Genomic DNA, 17665 nt, shown 5'->3' with positions numbered 1-17665 from the left:
AAACTCAAACAGAGTAACAACGGAAGGAGAGGTGCCTGAGTGGCCGAAAGGAGCAGTTTGCTAAACTGTCGTACGTCTAAAGCGTACCGCGGGTTCGAATCCCGCCCTCTCCGCAAAAATTTTTAAAAAAAGTTCTGCAAAAATTTGAAATGTAAAAATAAGTTTCTACTTTTGCAGTCCCAAACGGAGAGACCCACTAAGTGAGTAATGAAGTTTGAAAGTTCGGGGTGTAGCGTAGCCCGGTATCGCGTTTGGTTTGGGACCAAAAGGTCGTCAGTTCGAATCTGGCCACCCCGACAAAATCCTCAGAGAAATCTGAGGATTTTTTGTTTTATAACCTTTCTAAGAAAAAATAAAGTCTTCTTTGTATAAACACGGCTTTTCTTCTGTATTTTTAATATATTTTTTCTTATAAACCCTCTACAAATAAGGAAGAAAAAGATATTCATTTTTAGCACTAAAGATCATAGTAGAACATATTTAATAAATATTATTTATAATAATTATTAAGTATATAAATTAATATTTATTAAAAAGATTCCCGAATTTTGTGCCCCGAAATAAAATATCCAAATAATAAGTGTTATTCATCGTATTGAAAATCTAACTGCTTACTTATTATTGGTTTCTAAACTAAATAACAAAATCTTTACTTCACATCGAAAATTATGAATTTTAATCTACTCATTGAAAATCTTAGTAATCCTGCTTTATTATTCTTTGTTTTAGGTATTTTGGCAGTTTTACTAAAAAGTGATTTAGAAATACCCCCTAATTCATCAAAATTTATCTCTCTTTATCTATTATTTTCTATTGGTTTTAAAGGTGGACAAGAGTTGGCTCATGAGGCATTTACGAGTGAAATTGTTTGGTCAATGTTGCTGGGTATAAGTATTTCATTATTAATTCCTTTATACACTTTTTTTATTCTCAAGCGAAAACTCAATGTCTATGATTCGGGTGCGATTGCTGCAGCTTATGGTTCGGTTAGTGCCGTTACCTTTGTTACGGCAACCACATATCTTGAATCTCAACAATTAAATATTCATGGGTATATGGTAGCCATTATGGCTTTGATGGAGTCACCTGCAATTATCATTGGTTTAGTATTAATTTCCTTATTTGATAAGGAGAGCACCGTGAAAAGCATTAAAATTTCACATGTGTTGAAGCATTCTCTAACAAATGGTAGTGTATTATTGATACTTGGAAGTTTGATAATTGGTCTTTTGGCCAATGCTAAACAAGCAGATGGAATTAAGCCATTTACCACCGATTTATTCAAGGGCTTTTTGGCAATCTTCCTTTTAGATATGGGTATAATTAGTGGTAGAAAGCTCAAATCATTCTTTTCATTTGGCTTATTCCCATTTGTTTTTGCCTTAATTATTCCATTGTTGAATGGGTGTATCTTCGCAATCTTAAGCTCATTAGTCACTTCAGATATAACCAATAGATTTATTTTTGCAGTCTTGGCTGCTAGTGCTTCCTATATTGCAGTACCAGCAGCCATGAAAATCACCGTTCCAAAGGCCAATCCAGGTTTGTATTTACCGATGGCTTTAGCAGTTACTTTCCCGATGAATATAACGGTAGGTTTACCACTATATTTTCTGATTGTAAATTCGTTTTAAGCAGAAAGATTAATTAATCTTTCTGCCTTTGGTCTATCTCGGTAGGGTTCTTAAGGCGTACATAAGAAGTTTTGATAGGAAACTTTACAAAAATGTATTTTGGCGTCCTAAGAACTTTTTTTATGATTGATTTGGCATGGTCTAAGGTCAAAAATATGAATTAGTTAAAATTATTAATAGAAAGAGATTTAAGAATTAGAGGGTAAACTTTATCGGTTTTATCATTTGAATATTATTTGCCCGCTGTTACCCCTTCAGAAGAATTCATATTTAGAACTTTTCAAACCATTCAAATTTTTGTTGAATAATGGCTTCTTTATTTTCTTTGATATGCGATAAAAATGCGGAAGCCACTGGTGAAAATGCTTTATTTTTTAACCAAACTAAATTCCATACAGAAGTAATAGGAAAACCATCAACAGGCACAATTTGTAAATCGCCGTGAAGGAGCTCATTTTTTAACCCAATCAATGGCATGATTGAGCAACCTAAGCCTGCAATTACTGCTTGTTTTACAGCTTCATTGGATGTTAGCTCCATTTTTTTTCTGACAGGAAGTTTATTATTTTCTATAAATCGCTCCATTACCATACGCGTGCCAGAGCCTTGCTCACGGTAAATAATCGGTATTTCTTCAAAAATATTGGTATCATACGATTTCTCTTTAAAGTTCGTCTGGGCATTAGCAATTAAGAAAAGCTTGTTTTGCATCAACTCTACATTTTCTATTTTTAGATTCTCAGGAAGAATAGATACTAAAGAGAAATCGACCTCATTTTTTTCTAAGCTTTCAATAACCTTAGCTCTATTTGTTACATCCATCAATAATTCGACACCTTCATTCTTTTGCATGAAATCTGATAGAAAATAAGGCATAACATATTTGCCTGTTGAAACCACCGAAATTTTTAATCTACCAGCTAATTTGCCCTTATGTGCCATTGTTTTGTAGTTAATGGCATATACTTCATTCAATATTTTTTCGGCAGCGTTGGCAATTTCTTTCCCAAAATCAGTAATAAATATTTTTCTTCCCACAACTTCCGTCAATGGAATATCAAATTGGTCTTGCAGATTTTTGAGTTGAATTGAAACAGCGGGCTGACTCAGGCAAAGTTCTTCGGCAGCCTTTGTAATACTTTCGGTTTGGGTTATTTTTAAAAATACCTGTAATTGGTGAAGTGTATAATTCATAATTTTTTGTTATGTATATCATTTTAAATATAAATAAAAATAAATGAATTTTAGTTCCGAATTTTGCAACGTAAAACAAAAAAATAATAGCATGACAAAGATTACAGTAGCAAAAGGAGATGGAATTGGCCCAGAAATTATGGATGCCACACTTGAGATTATTTTAGCCGCAGGTGCAGAAATTGAAATTGAAGAAATTGAAGTTGGTGAGAAAGTCTATTTAGCTGGTAATACTGCTGGTATTGCCAAGGAGTCTTGGGATGTTATTCGCCGAAACAAAGTATTCTTGAAAGCACCAATCACAACCCCACAAGGAGGTGGTTACAAAAGTCTGAACGTAACAACAAGAAAGTTCCTTGGTCTTTATGCCAATGTGCGTCCGTGTGTAAGTTTACACCCATTTGTTGATACGAAGCACCCAGTAATGGATGTGGTTATTGTTCGTGAAAATGAAGAAGATTTATATGCAGGTATCGAACACCAACAAACTGATGAGGTAATTCAGTGTCTTAAATTAATTAGTCGCCCTGGTTGTGAGAAAATCGTAAGATACGCATTCGAATATGCTAAGCATTATGGTCGCAAGAAAGTAACTTGTTTTACAAAAGACAATATCATGAAGCAAACAGATGGATTATTCCATCAGGTTTTTGATGAAATTGCTAAAGAATACCCAGAAATTGAAAACGAACATTGGATTATTGACATCGGTGCGGCAAAAATGGCCGATACGCCAGAAGCATTCGATGTAATTGTAATGCCTAATTTATACGGTGATGTATTATCTGATGTAGCGGCTCAAATTGCTGGTTCGGTTGGTTTAGCTGGTTCGGCAAACATTGGCGAAGAATGTGCTATGTTTGAGGCTATTCACGGTTCGGCTCCGCGTAGAGCAGGTCAAAACCTTGCCAACCCTTCGGGCCTTTTACAAGGTGCAATCATGATGCTCAATCATATCGGTCAAAGTAAGATTGCTGAAAAAGTACAAAATGCGTGGTTGAAAACAATTGAAGATGGAATTCATACCTACGATATTTATAAAGAAGGGGTAAGTAAGGAAAAAGTAGGTACTAAAGAATTTGCGAAAGCCGTGATTGCCAATTTAGGTCAAACACCAAAATTGTTAAAATCTGTAACTTTTGCAGAGAATGCTAAACTTAACTTACCTAAGTATGAGAGAAAAGCACCTGCTAAAAAAGAGTTAGTGGGCGTTGATTTGTTTGTCAATTGGGCAGGTAAAAATCCTGATGAATTAGCTGAAATTGTAAAAGGACTTGATACCGATAAAGTGAAACTTTCAATGATTACTAATCGTGGAATCAAGGTTTGGCCAGAAGGATTTGAAGAAACTTTTTGTACAGACCATTGGCGTTGTAGATTCAAACCAGTTGAAGGAGAAGCAATTACAAAGAATGATATTGTTGGCTTACTTAACCATGCTATCGAACTAAATATCGATACTATCAAAACTGAAAACCTTTATACTTTTGATGGAAAGATGGGCTTCTCGTTGGGTCAAGGACAATAATTGAACGCTAAAAATAACAAACAAATGAATATCAATCTCATTCAAGGAAATTTTGGCAAAAAAGAAGCCACTGATTTAGTAACAAATCTAATTCATGCTAAAATTAAGTTTCAAGAAAATCTCATCACGAAAGAAGATAGTGAAGAGGATATAAAGATGCGAGAGAATCGAATAAAGCAATTACAAAAAGATTTATACGAAGCTCGTAAATATCTTGAAAACTCAAAAGAACCAGTTTCGATGAATGCTTCAATTGCGTTTTAAAATTAGTAAAGGCTCATCTATCCAATTTAAAGGAAAGATGAGCCTTTCTTAATTAAAATAATGCATAAAAGATTTTGAAAATCAATTATTTAGGCATCACAAGGGTATCAATCACATGAATTACGCCATTGCTTTGATTTACGTCAGCAATTGTTACAGTTGACATCCCACCTTTTTCGTCGGTTAATACCAACTTTTTACCCTTCATCATGGCTTTTAGCGTACCACCTTCTACCGTTACTAAGGTAGCCATTCCATTACCTGCTTTAATTTTTGCTGCAATATCCGAAGCGTTTAATTTCCCAGCTACAACATGATAAGTAAGAATCTTTGTAAGTGTAGCTTTGTTTTCTGGTTTTACCAAAGTTTCAACCGTTCCCATCGGAAGTTTATCGAAAGCTGAATTGGTTGGGGCGAAAACCGTAAATGGACCAGTTCCTTGCAAAGTTTCTACCAAATCTGCTGCTTTTACTGCGGCCACAAGTGTTGTGTGGTCTTTAGAATTAACTGCATTTGCAATAATGTTTTTTGATGGATACATCGCTGCTCCACCTACCATTACTGTCTTTTCGTTTTGTGCAAATGAGCTTAATGAAATGAAAGCTGTAGCGAGTACTAATACGATTTTTTTCATTGTTTTAATTGTATGCGGAACTCCGCTTGGTTTTATAGTTTTACATTTGTTATTTGTTGACTTTACTAACGGAAAGAAAGTGAATTTGGATTTGTATCTTTATGTAATATTTTATAAATAATTGATTATTAGTATTTTATGTATTAATGAATCTGTGTTTATTATAAAAAAAGACTTTTGTGAATGGAAAAAAAAGTTTGAAATAGACAAGAACTTGCCCCGATTATTCTGCTTTTTTCTTACCTTGCGAGTGTATTTATTTTACTCATAACCATCAGAAGAAAACACGCATGTCTGCCGAAAACAATACCCTTGTGATAACTAAAAACGAGATGTTTCAAACTTTTAAGAAAATACTTTTGAAGCATGGTTTGGAAGAGAAAAAGGCCGAAACTTGTGCCGATATTTTTACTATAAATAGCCTTGATGGTATCTATACGCATGGGGTAAATCGTTTTCCAAGATTTATCAAATATTTGCAAGGAGGCTTTGTAAAACCTGATGCTGAACCAAGCTTAGTTTCGAAATTTGGAGCGATTGAGCAATGGGATGGAAATTTAGGGCCTGGGCCTTTAAACGCTATTCATGCAACAGAAAGGGCGATGAGTTTGGCCGCAGAAAACGGCATTGGCTGCGTAGGTTTGGCCAATACTAATCACTGGATGAGGGGCGGAACCTATGGTTGGCAGGCAGCAAAGGCGGGTTTTGTATTTATTGGTTGGACAAATACTATTGCCAATATGCCGGCGTGGGGGGCAACTGATGCAAAGCTCGGAAATAATCCTTTGGTTATGGCTTTACCTTTTGAAAATGAGGCGATTGTGCTTGATATGGCTATGTCGCAGTATTCGTTTGGAGCGATGGAATTAGCTGCTATGAAAGGTGAAAAACTATCGGTTATTGGTGGTTATGATGTAGAAGGAAATCTGACGGATGACCCAAATGCGATTCTGAAATCTTGGCGGTCGATGCCAGTAGGTTATTGGAAAGGAGCGGGACTTTCATTACTTTTAGATATTCTTTCAGCGGTATTGTCGGGCGGTTTATCTACGCACGAAATTTCGAAAGAGGAAGTTGAGTATCGTCTTTCACAAGTATATATTGCTATTGACGTGAAAAAATTAGGTAATCACTCCGCCATAACAGCAGCTGTTGAGCGAATAATCGAAGATTATCACCAATCAAATCCAATTTCAGAGGAAAAAAAGATAACTTTTCCGGGTGAACGTGTATTGAATACGAGAGAAAAAAATACCGCTAGCGGAATCCCAGTGTTGAAAAATGTTTGGGAAGAAATCTTGTCATTGTAAGCTAAAATCAAGTCTTTCTTTTCTTCTTTTTGGCAGAAGGAAAAAGCACATTATTCAAAATAAGCCGATAACCCGGTGAATGTGGAAAAAGATTCAAATCAGTGGGAGTTCTATGAAAACCTCTCCGGCCTTCGGGGTCGTGGCCACCGTAGAAAACCCACTGGCCAAGTCCTAGTTCACCGTACATATATCGGTCAGATTCTTTACTGTCTCCCATCACTAAAACATTAGATTTAACCGTTTTTTTATTAAAAGCAGTGGTTTGTCCCATGAATTCCCGAATTAAATGTTCATGGTTTTGTACGAGCATGGCAGGAATAAAATCCCATTTAGCCGAAAAATCGAAAAGATTAAAATAACTATTAATTTCTTCGTCAAATCTCCCATTTGAAGCGTTAATATCAGAGAATGACATTGAGTTATAACCATAACCTTCACTATCGCTCAGATAAAGTATAAAATCTTCAAAAGCTATTGTTTTACTGAAATCGAGTTTAGCTTGGGCATTATTATCAATGTTATCACCATCGAATCTACTACTCACAATATCAACCCCTTCGGCCGAAAGGGCAATATCAAGTGTTTCTGCTCCCGAACACATCGCAAATAAAAAACCACCTCCCATGCAATAAGCTTTGATAGTTTTTGCAACGTCGAGTTTCAATGTCGAAATTTTATTATACTTCAGTCGTTGAGCAATTTCTTCTTGAGCTTTCATATCTTTATAGCTCATTCGACGCATATTTTTCCCAAATTGGCCAGTAAAATCTTCGTGGTGCAAGTGTAGCCAATCGTATTTATTAAGGTCTCCTCGCAAGATTTCTTCATCATAAACAACCTCGAATGGTATTTCAGCATATTTTAAAACTAATAGAACTGCATCAGTATCTTCAAAAGAAGAAGTACTGATTTTTGAAGGAGAATAAACCGCAATGCGAGCTGCTTTATGTAGCCGCATCGTCTCCATATTTACATCAGGATTGGCAATTTGCTGTTTTAGTTGCTGTACTTCTGCGTCTGAAATAACTTCAAATGAAACCCCTCTTACCAAACACTCTTTTTGTAGATTTGAAGAGTAAGGAGCCAAAAAACTACCGCCTCGAAAATTAAGTAGCCAGTCGATTTCGGTATTGTTTTTTAGGGTCATGTAAGCAATTCCGTAGGCTTTCAGATGATTGCTTTGAGCATCATCCATCGGAATCAGAATGGAGTTGGCAAAACTTCGCCCCACAAACAAGAGCAATAACAGAGGTAAGAATCTATTAGACATGGCTCAAGCGTTTAAAGAAATTAAGTAAATATAAACTAAAACTCTTGAGAATGTAAATACAAACTTGAAATTATTTTGCTGATAGTCAATAGGTTATGGTTTTTGAAAAAACTTTTTTAATTGAATAGGTTATAAACCGTGGTTCGACTCTAAGTCGTACCACGGCATATCGAGGGAATCTATAAAAGAAAAGCTTCTAAAAGAACTCTCTTTTAGAAGCTTTGTGAATAATTGTTATTATAGTTAGGTTTTGATTAAATCTTGTGCCGCACTTTTTCCTGAGAGATATGCTCCTTCAATACTTCCAATGCCAAAACCATCTCCTGCAAAAATGAGAGGTGATTCCGTGAAAGCTCTCAGGTAGTTTTCGTCTAAACGTTCGTAGGCTAAACTATATCGCCAGCGGTGAACTTGATACGAATCAATCGAATCGCTTGGAATTAGATTTTCTACTTCCTTAAGTAAATTTTTTCCAACTTCCATTAAATCATCATCAAAATGGGCTGAACTGAAAGCTGGACTTGCATGAAGCGTAATAGCATAGGCAGGAGAGATACCTTTTTGATAATTATCAGCAATCCAAGCTATCGGGCCATTTTCAAAAGCTATTCCACCCGGTTGAGGAATATTGCTAGCTTCTTTCAAATTTGCCATCACGGCAATACATGGATGATATTTGATTTGCTGTAATTGAGCAATTTCAGGAAAATTCAAATGACTATTAGTCATCAATTCAATTGCCTGTGGGGCGGGGGCTGTACAGATAATGGCTTTTGCCTCAAATGAGTTTCCTGCTTCAGTTTTTACTGAAAAGCCATTATTTGTTTCTTCAATATGAATTACTTTTTCACTGAGTTTGATTGACAAGCCTTCAGCCAAGAATTTTGCGATACTGCTCATTCCTTGGATTCCGATAAGGCGAGCATGCCTAAAATTAGCACTGCCTTCTTGAAGTTGCCATTCTTTAGCAATTTGTTTTTGAATCAGATTTTCGGCAAAAGATTGGAAATCAGGTGTTTTGGTTGAAAAATACTGAGCCCCATGGTCAAATTTAGCTTCTGCTGCTCTTCGAGTGGCTAAGCGTCCGCCAACGCCACGTCCTTTGTCGAGTACTAATACTTCCCAGTTATTTTTGACTAACTCGTGTGCAGCTACTAAACCCGATAGACCCGCACCGATGATGATACAAGAGTTTTTCAATGATTAAAAGATTTTTGGTCAAATGTTATATGTTTAACCAGTAATCTTCCGAAAGGTTTATTTTTTTCTCTGTAGCCAACGATTGGCCTTATAACAAAGCCAAGCCGAGCCAGCTCCAATAGCAGCACCAGCCAAAACATCGCTTGGATAATGTACGCCCAAATGCAAGCGAGAATAAGCCACTGCTCCCGCCCATGTGTAGGCAGGTACAACAACATACCATTTTTTGAATGTCAGACTAAGCGAAGTAGCCGTTGAAAATGCAGCAGTTGTATGGCCTGATGGAAAGGCGGGGTCGTTTTCTATGTAATAAGGCTGAATGAGTGTAGGATAGGTTATGTACGGACGATTTCGATTGATTATCTTTTTTAGAGTATAAGTAGTTCCCATCGAAATGGCCAAAGATGCTAGTGAAGTAATGCCTTGACGTTGAAGGTTTTTATCTTTGGTGATAAATCCTGTACCCAAAAGGCTAATGGGTAAAGCTACACTAAGTGGATATACCGATTTGCTAATTAAGTTGAGTGGTTTATCGAAGTTTGTATTACGATTTTGATTGATATTTTTCAAGATGTCAATATCAAAATTTTGGGCTGATAGCTGAAAACTAATGAATACAAATAGGAGTGTTCGGAATAAATGGCTAGGCATGAATTAAAAACTTTTGAATAAAAAAATGACTTATCTATTGTTGGCATTTATTAATAACTCGCTCATTTTCAAGTAAATAGGCGTTTTCTTCTAAGTGAAGTAAAGATTTTTCATTATCAAAATCATCTCTGTAAGCTTCTTTTAGTTGTTTCCGTTTAATGGCCTCAAGGCATCTACGCACATCATCTTGAGTTTCGAGTTCGAGTAGAGGAACTTCCGTTGGTTTTCCGTTATCGTCTTTTGCAACCATCGTGAAATATGAGGTATTGGTATGCTTTTGTTCGCCAGTTTTTACATTTTCTGAAATCACTCGAATGCCAATCACCATTGAACTACGCCCCACGTAATTAATTGAAGCATGAAGAGAAAGTAATTCACCTACCTCGATTGGTTGAAGGAAATTGACACCATCTACCGTTACAGTTACTACATAAGTTCCTGCGTGTTTTGAAGCACAAGCATAGGCTACTTTATCCATTAAAGAAAGTAGGATTCCTCCGTGAATTTTTCCACCAAAATTGGCATAGGAGGGAATCATTAATTCTGTAATTGTAGTTCGGGAGTAAGATACAGGTTTTGATTTTTGCATTAGAGAGCCTAATATTTATGAGTGGTAAAGATAGTTTAGATTTGAAATAAAACAAAAACGCCATGACAATCTTGTGCCATGGCGTTTAAAATAAACCCTAACCCATAAAAATCAATATTATTGTAATGTTTCTGGTTGTTGTATTATTTTTAGTATTTTAATTACAATCATTATGCCATATTTTCAATGTTTTAGAACAGATTTTTAATTAAAACTTCAAAACACGACTGTAATTGTAATTTAAATCTGAGCATAACTTTCAAGAAGTATAGTTCTTTTTAAAATTCCAACTGCTCTATTTTTGTGTTTTTTCAAGATTTTCTACTTTCTTTTCTAAAGCTTCGATTTGCTTATTAGCTTTAATTAAGTAAAGCGTTAGCTCTTCTATCTTTTCAATTAATTTTGCACTAGTTTGAAGAACATCTAAGCCATTTTTCTCCATTTCTTCTGCCGAAGGTACATTTGGTAAGTGATGATGATAGTCGATAAATTTCTCAACATCATGTAAAGACATAAGGTCATAACCTTTTTCAAATACGTGGTCAGCCCAACGGTCAGAATTTGCAACGGCTACTCTCAAACGTTCAGTCAAAATACCACCTTTTACGTAGAGTTGGTAATCACCTGGATAAGAATTTATACCAGTACCGATCACAACTTTTCCATTATTTGAATTATGTAAGCGTCCGTCTGTCAATGTCCAACCTACACCAGGGGTAGAATTATTTGTAGTAGTGCCATTAATTCCATCATTGATAAGAATGACATTACCGAAGTCGTCAACTGATAGCACTTTACCATATCTATTACCCGCAGGAGAAGATGCTTTTAATTTTGTGAATTGTAAACCGCTGAGGCCATCTGTACTGCCAGAAATCAACACTTGTGGATTACTGTTATAGATAGCTCCATCAGCATTACTTTTCCAAAGCTCAGGTGCTGCAGACGTATTGGTATTAGTTGTAGTTGGGGTGTTTACTAAAATTACACTGCCGTTTGCATCAACAGAAAGTACTTTCTGAGTAGTAATGGTTGGTGTATTATTGCTACTTAGTTTAGAAAGTACCAAATTATTGTTAATTGATACCGAGCCTGCATTAGCATTGGTGATATTATCTCCACTAATATTCCAAGAAGAAGGGGTACTGATATTTGTATTATTTGATATAGATACCGAGTCTCTTACTAAAATTACATTTCCGTTTTCATCAACTGAGAGTACTTTACCATTAGGTCTTGATGCTGGGAATGACGACTTTAGCTGATTAAGAACTAAGCCACTTCGATTAATAACAGAACCATTCGTTACTAAATTTCCAGACTCTATATTAATGCCACTTTTCACAGATAAACCATTATTAATGAATGCTTTTCCTGTATTTGAATTGATAATATCATTGCCGTTGCTTGTCCAAGGTGAAGCTATCGAGCCCGCTACTCCAACAGAGTCTTTAACTAGAATTACATTTCCATTATCATCAACAGAAAGTACTTTACCGTATGCTCTTCCTGCCGCACTTGCCGCTTTAAGTTGAGGTAAGAGAATTCCACCATTCACTTCTAAGGTTCCTGACTGTACGCGAATACCATTTTTAGCCCATAAACCATTTGCTACATATACGCCACCAGAATTTTTATTGGTGATGTTATTATTGGCATCTAAGTTCCAATCAGATGTACCAGTAGTAATGGTCATTGATGGAATATTAGCTAAAACTACGTTACCATTGGCATCTACAGTAAGAAACTTCTGAGATGTAAGGTTTACAGTATTATTACTACTAAGTTTTGATAAATTCAGACCGTTGTTAATATATACTGTACCAGTATTATTATTGGTAATGTTATTCCCATTAATACTCCAAGAAGAAGTGCTTACAGGAATTGTACTGCTTGAAGTAGCGACCGAATCGCGTACTAAAATAAGATTACCGTTGTCATCAACTGTAAGAACTTTTCCATATGGACGGAAAGCAGAGTTTGAAGCTTTTATATTTGTTAGCTGAATCGGACCGTTTAATACTACTTTACCAGAAGTATTATTTGAAAGAGTATTATTATTAAAGTTCCAATAAGATGGAGTCTGATTGCCAACTGAGTCTTTAGCTAATACAAGTAAACCATTGTCATCAACAGTTAATACTCTTCCATTTGAATTAATTGCTGAGGAAAAAGTTCGTAAGTTCTTGAATCTTAAATTACTCACCATTACATCTCCTGCATTATTATTTTCAATCAAATTTCCCTTAGCTGTCCAATAATTTACTCCTGAAACAGTACCTCCAATACCAACAGAATCTCTAACTAAAATAACCTTCCCTTCACTATCAACTGATAAAACTTTTAAATTAGATTTACTCGCAGGAGAATTACTTGTAAGATTCTTAAATTCTAATCCACTTATATTTGCCGTTTTACTATCAATAGATAGAGCACTGTTTGGCTTTTGGGTATTGATACCAACTCTACCTTTTTCAAAATCACCATATATGAGAGCAGCATCTAAATAACTGTTACTGATGTAAAGCTTATTATTGCCAACTTCATTCATTCCTGCTTTATACCCTATGTAAATATTACCATCTCCAGTCGAACGCTGCCCTGCTTGTGTACCTAAGGCAATATTTTGTGAACCCGTGATATTACTATAAAGCGAATTAGCTCCAATGGCAATATTGTCGCTTCCTGTTTGGTTACTTACTAATGTTTGATAACCAACCGCAACGTTATTTAAGCCAATGTTAGTTGCATGTAAAGCATAAGCTCCAATGGCAACAGAATTAAAACCACGACTACGATAACCTGCTCGATAACCTAGAAAAGTATTACCACTTCGATAATCAATTAAACCAGAACGATAATTGTTTACTTTAAATACTAATGAAGTTGTGTCAAGTGTTCCGATAAAGTTATTATCTACATTTAAACCAGAATTTCCACCAATCAACCAAGCATTATCACTAGTTGCTTTGTTAGTGGAAGTAGCTGCAGTAGGTGTGGTTATTACTGTACCGTCGGAATTACGAGCATAAAAACTTTTCCATTCGGTGCCATCAAAGAAATAGAAACCTGTGAAAAAATCAATTTGATACACTAATAAACCTGTTGCGGGGGCTTTGATATTTGCTCTTTGAGCCAATGTCATACGAGGAATTAGTAAACCCTTATTCGTAGAAGTAAGGTCTAGAATTGCTGAATTATCTGGCTTGGTAGTGCCAATGCCGACATTTTCGTTTTGTGCAATTGAGACTATTGTACTCAAAAGCATCAAGATGCATACTCCGATTCCCTGACGAAGTTTCATGGTAGGTAAAGTTATTCCTGACATTTCTTAGAAATTGTTCTTTAAGTTTTAAACCTAGTTACTGATAGGTTAAGTTTTATCATCGTGTTGCCTAAAGAATCTCAAATAGTATGCCAAAAAACAACAATAACTTAAATATTGTATAAGTATTTGATAGTTAGATGTTTAGGTGTTTTTTATTAGGATTGATATAAGAAGAAATACTCAGATGATAGATGCTAAAAAGAAGTTACTTGCTAGGAATTGACTTATTAGATAGAATGTATTTGGAGTGTACAACCTATGAGAGGCTAATTGTAATGAGGTAAATCAAGATTTTTTGAATAAAGAATATCCAAACAGGTCGATTGTTTTTTATTTTTTCAAGATATGATTAAGTTTGCATTTTGATAGGCTGTTAAATGGCCTGCAACATAGTATACTTAAAATAATAATATACAAAAAATTCTAAAAATAATCATAGAGTAGAATTTAATTTTGATAATAACCAATTTTGCAGAACAATATTATTAACTAATAATAAATGAAAGTTTGGGAGAAGTAAAGAAAACTAATTACTTTTGTGCCTTAGATAGTATAGAATTGTAGAAGAGAGGCAAATAGGCGAAATACTAAGCAAAATATTAAGAAATATTCAAATGAAACGAATAGCAGTTTATACATCTGGAGGTGACGCACCTGGTATGAATGCCTGCATTAGAGCGGCAGTTAGAGGTGCCATCTATCATGGTTTAGAAGTTTACGGAATTAGAAGAGGATATAATGGAATGATTGCGGGAGATATTTTCCCAATGAACTCGCAGTCAGTAAGTAATATAGTGCAAAGAGGAGGTACCATCCTGAAATCAGCGAGAAGTAAGGAGTTTATGACTCCTGAAGGAAGAAAAAAAGCCTACGAAAACTTAATGAATTTAGGTATAGAAGGGCTTGTAGCAATTGGTGGAAACGGTACATTTACAGGAGCTGAGGTTTTCTACAACGAATACGAAATACCAACAGTTGGCTGCCCCGGAACTATTGATAATGACCTTTATGGTACTGATTATACGATTGGTTTCGATACTGCAGTAAATACTTCACTTGAAGCAATTGATAAAATTAGAGATACAGCCGATTCGCATGACCGCGTATTTTTTATCGAAGTAATGGGCCGTGACTCAGGTTATATCGCAATCCAATCAGGTATTGGTGGTGGTGCTGAAATCGTAATGGTTCCTGAAACACATACACCATTGAAAAAAGTGGTGAGTACTCTGAAAGATGGTTGGTCTCGCTCAAAATCTTCTTCAATTGTAGTAGTAGCTGAAGGTGATGAAGAAGGCCACGCGGTTGATATCGCAGAAAAGATTAAAGGACAAGTGGCTGATAAATTAGATATTCGTGTAACAACACTCGGACACATCCAACGTGGTGGTACACCAACTGCTTACGACCGTATTCTTGCTAGCCGTTTAGGTTTAGGAGCGGTTGAAGGGCTTATCAAGGGCTACAAAAATGTTATGGCAGGAATTGTAAACAATGAATTGGTTTATACACCATTTATTGATACAATCAAAAAACCTAAGCCAATTCATGATGATTTATTGAGAATGGTACACATTCTAAGTATGTAATATTATTCTACGATTTACGATTGATATTTAATCTTAGCTTTGTGCTAATTTTAATGATTCATTCGTAAATCGTTTTTTTATATCCAGCCCATTACTTTATAGGTATTATAGCCTATTACTTCTCTGAATAGTAAGTTCGCTGAACCAAAGTTTCCCTCCCTCGGCAAAATCAGATTATACCAATTAAAATTTCGTTCGTGCGAAATATAATCGGCCCCAAAGCAATCTACTTTTAGCCCTACTTTCTTAAAGCATTTACTGGCTCTAGGCAAATGAAACCCCGAAGTTATGAGTAAATATGATTGATTCGGGAAATACTTCTTTAAAATTTTTGAACAATTAATGGCATTTTCTCTAGTATTTTGAGCATATTTTTCTAAAATAATATCTTCTTTGGCTACTCCGCTAATAATCATATATTTAGCCATTTCTTCAATTTCTAGTTTCTGTGTTTTCCCTAAAATTTCAATAGCTCCGCCACTTATCAGAATTTTTCTAATTTTTCCTTTCTTATAAAGCTCAATGGCTTGTCCCATACGGTCAGCCGAACCACCTAGAAAAATATTTTCAATTGGAAGCTTATCTTCATTGATAACGCCTCCTGTGAGCACGATACCAATATCATGAGGTTTTACATTGATAATAGAGGTTGGAGGAACTTCCCACCATAAGAAAAGCTCATTGTTTAAAAACGGATTACAAATAATATAAAGGAAAATAAAAGCAGAAATAGTGGCTTTTTTAGATTTGGTACGATTTTTTGTAATAATAGCGTATATCAGCAAAAGGCATAGAATACCCATCGGCATGATAAAGAATGAAAGAAATTTCGAAGCAATATAAAACATATGATTTCGTTTATTGGTGGATAAGCCCAAAACAGCGTCTCAAATAAATTTCCGTTGACGAAATTAACAAGCCCTTAACAAAAAACACATAATTAAGTATTTATCTTTGTGAAACAATATCAAATGAATCAAAATTATACAAATATGAGAATCAGCCGAGCGGCGTTCCGCTATTTCAAAAGTTTATTCTTAATTTTTACTTTAGTTTTTTCTACAAATACTTTTGCTCAAGAAATTGGTCACGCTATTAAAGTGAAAATGAAAGGAGCCACGGAGGGCAAAACCTGCCATTTGGCTCATTTTTTTGGTTATAATCAGTATATCAAAGTCGATTCAGCTAAAGTTCAGAATGGTGAATTGGTTTTTCAAGGGAAAGAACCACTGAAAGGAGGAATTTATTTAATCGTACTTTCACCATCAAAATACTACGATTTTGCGGTGGATGGAAAAGAACAATTCATGGAGATTGAAGGTGATACAACTGATTTTGTGGGTTCGGTTAAGTTTAAAGGCTCGAAAGAAAACGAAATCCTATTTGGTTATCGTAAGTTTTTGCAAGAAAAGAGCAAAGAGGCAGAAGCTGCAAGTACGATGGCAAAATTGAAAAATGACCCTGCTTCACAAGAAATGAGCCGCAAGAAAATTGAAGGCATTCAGAAAGAAGTAGAAGCATACATGAAGCAAATAGTGAAAGAGAAAAACGGGAGTTTCGCTTCAAAAGTAATTAAAGCTAACATGGACCCTGAATTACCGACAGAATTACCCAAAAAAGCTAATGGCCGTCCAGATTCAACCTATTTGTTTAATTATTATAAGGGACATTATTTTGATAATCTTGATTTTGGTGATGACCGCTTACTTCGCTCACCATTCATTCACACGCGGATTGAGCGATATTTCAAGGATTTAGTTTACCAAGTAACTGATTCGGTTAATCATGATGCCGATAAGGTTTTGAAATTAGCAAAGAAAAATAAAGAAGTATATCGTTTTGCCTTGTGGTGGGTGACTAACAAATACGAAAACAGCGAAATCGTAGGTTTAGATGGTGTATTTATTCACTTGGCTGAAAATTATTATCTCAAAGATGCCGATTGGTTGGATTCTACTCAACGTGCAAAATTCCAAGAACGTGTAGATATTTTAAAGCCTTTACAAACAGGTTTAGTCTTTCCTTCGCTGATTGTTTCAGATTCGCTTGGGCGTGAATACAATCCAATGCAAAGTAAAACTAAATATACAATCGTGCATTTCTATGACCCAGATTGTGGTCATTGTAAAGAATCAGCTCCTAAACTGATGGAGTTTTATAACAAGAATAAAGAAAGAGCAACCATCTATAATGTGAGTATTGCTTATGACAAAAAGAAGATTAGTGACTTTGTCTATGCCTATAAAACCCAACCATTATTAAACCTTTGGGATGCAAAGGGTAGGTATTATTTCCGAAAGAATTTTGATGTTTATTCTACGCCTACCAATTATATCTTAGATAAAGATAAGAAAATCATTGCCCGAAGAATACCAGTTGATAAATTAGAAGATTTTATAAACTTCTATGAACGTCAACAAATACAAAAAATGTCGGGAAATGGAGGAAAATAAAAGAAAGGGGGTTCAGAAAAG

Annotated in this window: 14 protein-coding genes and 2 tRNA genes; 8 read left to right on the top strand and 8 right to left on the bottom strand. The window is 35.3% G+C overall.

Annotated elements, in window-relative coordinates; genetic code table 11:
- The first annotated feature begins 25 nt into the window (after positions 1-25).
- The 3 genes from EMTOL_RS03510 to EMTOL_RS03500 all read left to right on the top strand — a co-directional run bounded on the left by EMTOL_RS03510 (position 26) and on the right by EMTOL_RS03500 (position 1634).
- A tRNA-Ser gene (locus tag EMTOL_RS03510) sits at positions 26-113 on the top strand.
- Between the two features lie 110 nt (positions 114-223).
- A tRNA-Pro gene (locus tag EMTOL_RS03505) sits at positions 224-297 on the top strand.
- Positions 298-668: 371 nt separating this feature from the next.
- A complete protein-coding gene (locus EMTOL_RS03500) occupies positions 669-1634 on the top strand; it encodes a sodium-dependent bicarbonate transport family permease (protein ID WP_015027887.1) in 966 nt (321 codons plus the stop codon).
- Between the two features lie 270 nt (positions 1635-1904).
- On the opposite strand, the gene EMTOL_RS03495 is transcribed toward EMTOL_RS03500, so the two are convergent.
- Positions 1905-2828, bottom strand: a complete 924-nt coding sequence (locus EMTOL_RS03495; protein WP_015027886.1) for a LysR family transcriptional regulator — start codon at positions 2826-2828, stop codon at positions 1905-1907.
- 91 nt (positions 2829-2919) lie between these two features.
- Here EMTOL_RS03495 and EMTOL_RS03490 point away from each other — a divergent pair, with 91 nt between their 5' ends.
- Positions 2920-4356: an NADP-dependent isocitrate dehydrogenase gene (locus EMTOL_RS03490; RefSeq protein ID WP_041693868.1), complete on the top strand. Its 1437-nt coding sequence runs from the start codon at positions 2920-2922 to the stop codon at positions 4354-4356.
- A 24-nt stretch (positions 4357-4380) separates the two neighbouring features.
- Positions 4381-4620: a hypothetical protein gene (locus EMTOL_RS03485; protein WP_015027884.1), complete on the top strand. Its 240-nt coding sequence runs from the start codon at positions 4381-4383 to the stop codon at positions 4618-4620.
- Positions 4621-4705: 85 nt separating this feature from the next.
- Here the strand turns inward: EMTOL_RS03485 and EMTOL_RS03480 are convergent, their stop codons facing one another.
- Positions 4706-5254: a fasciclin domain-containing protein gene (locus EMTOL_RS03480; protein WP_015027883.1), complete on the bottom strand. Its 549-nt coding sequence runs from the start codon at positions 5252-5254 to the stop codon at positions 4706-4708.
- Positions 5255-5544: 290 nt separating this feature from the next.
- On the opposite strand from EMTOL_RS03480, the gene yiaK reads away from it, so the two are divergent.
- Positions 5545-6564 (top strand): 3-dehydro-L-gulonate 2-dehydrogenase, encoded by a 1020-nt coding sequence (yiaK, locus tag EMTOL_RS03475; protein ID WP_015027882.1) that lies wholly within the window; start codon positions 5545-5547, stop codon positions 6562-6564.
- A 7-nt stretch (positions 6565-6571) separates the two neighbouring features.
- On the opposite strand, the gene EMTOL_RS03470 is transcribed toward yiaK, so the two are convergent.
- The 5 genes from EMTOL_RS03470 to EMTOL_RS21630 form a co-directional block, all read right to left on the bottom strand.
- Positions 6572-7834 carry a hypothetical protein gene (locus tag EMTOL_RS03470; RefSeq protein ID WP_015027881.1) on the bottom strand — a complete coding sequence of 421 codons (1263 nt, stop codon included), beginning with the start codon at positions 7832-7834 and terminating at the stop codon, positions 6572-6574.
- 243 nt (positions 7835-8077) lie between these two features.
- A complete protein-coding gene (locus EMTOL_RS03465; RefSeq protein WP_015027880.1) occupies positions 8078-9034 on the bottom strand; it encodes an NAD(P)/FAD-dependent oxidoreductase in 957 nt (318 codons plus the stop codon).
- Positions 9035-9091: 57 nt separating this feature from the next.
- Positions 9092-9685 (bottom strand): phosphatase PAP2 family protein, encoded by a 594-nt coding sequence (locus tag EMTOL_RS03460; protein WP_015027879.1) that lies wholly within the window; start codon positions 9683-9685, stop codon positions 9092-9094.
- Positions 9686-9719: 34 nt separating this feature from the next.
- The gene (locus tag EMTOL_RS03455; RefSeq protein WP_015027878.1) at positions 9720-10274 is read right to left on the bottom strand and encodes an acyl-CoA thioesterase; all 555 of its coding nucleotides are present in this window, start codon (positions 10272-10274) and stop codon (positions 9720-9722) included.
- A gap of 295 nt (positions 10275-10569) precedes the next feature.
- A complete protein-coding gene (locus EMTOL_RS21630) occupies positions 10570-13602 on the bottom strand; it encodes a beta strand repeat-containing protein (protein WP_015027877.1) in 3033 nt (1010 codons plus the stop codon).
- Between the two features lie 614 nt (positions 13603-14216).
- On the opposite strand from EMTOL_RS21630, the gene pfkA reads away from it, so the two are divergent.
- Positions 14217-15191 (top strand): 6-phosphofructokinase, encoded by a 975-nt coding sequence (gene pfkA, locus EMTOL_RS03445; RefSeq protein WP_015027876.1) that lies wholly within the window; start codon positions 14217-14219, stop codon positions 15189-15191.
- 77 nt (positions 15192-15268) lie between these two features.
- Here the strand turns inward: pfkA and EMTOL_RS03440 are convergent, their stop codons facing one another.
- Positions 15269-16039 (bottom strand): YdcF family protein, encoded by a 771-nt coding sequence (locus EMTOL_RS03440; protein ID WP_015027875.1) that lies wholly within the window; start codon positions 16037-16039, stop codon positions 15269-15271.
- A 144-nt stretch (positions 16040-16183) separates the two neighbouring features.
- On the opposite strand from EMTOL_RS03440, the gene EMTOL_RS03435 reads away from it, so the two are divergent.
- Complete coding sequence (locus EMTOL_RS03435; RefSeq protein ID WP_305953167.1) at positions 16184-17644, top strand: TlpA family protein disulfide reductase; 1461 nt, start codon at positions 16184-16186, stop codon at positions 17642-17644.
- The last annotated feature ends 21 nt before the right edge of the window (positions 17645-17665 follow it).

Source organism: Emticicia oligotrophica DSM 17448, assembly GCF_000263195.1.
In the GTDB taxonomy this organism is placed as follows: domain Bacteria; phylum Bacteroidota; class Bacteroidia; order Cytophagales; family Spirosomataceae; genus Emticicia; species Emticicia oligotrophica.
This window is presented reverse-complemented; position numbering and strand designations above follow the sequence as displayed.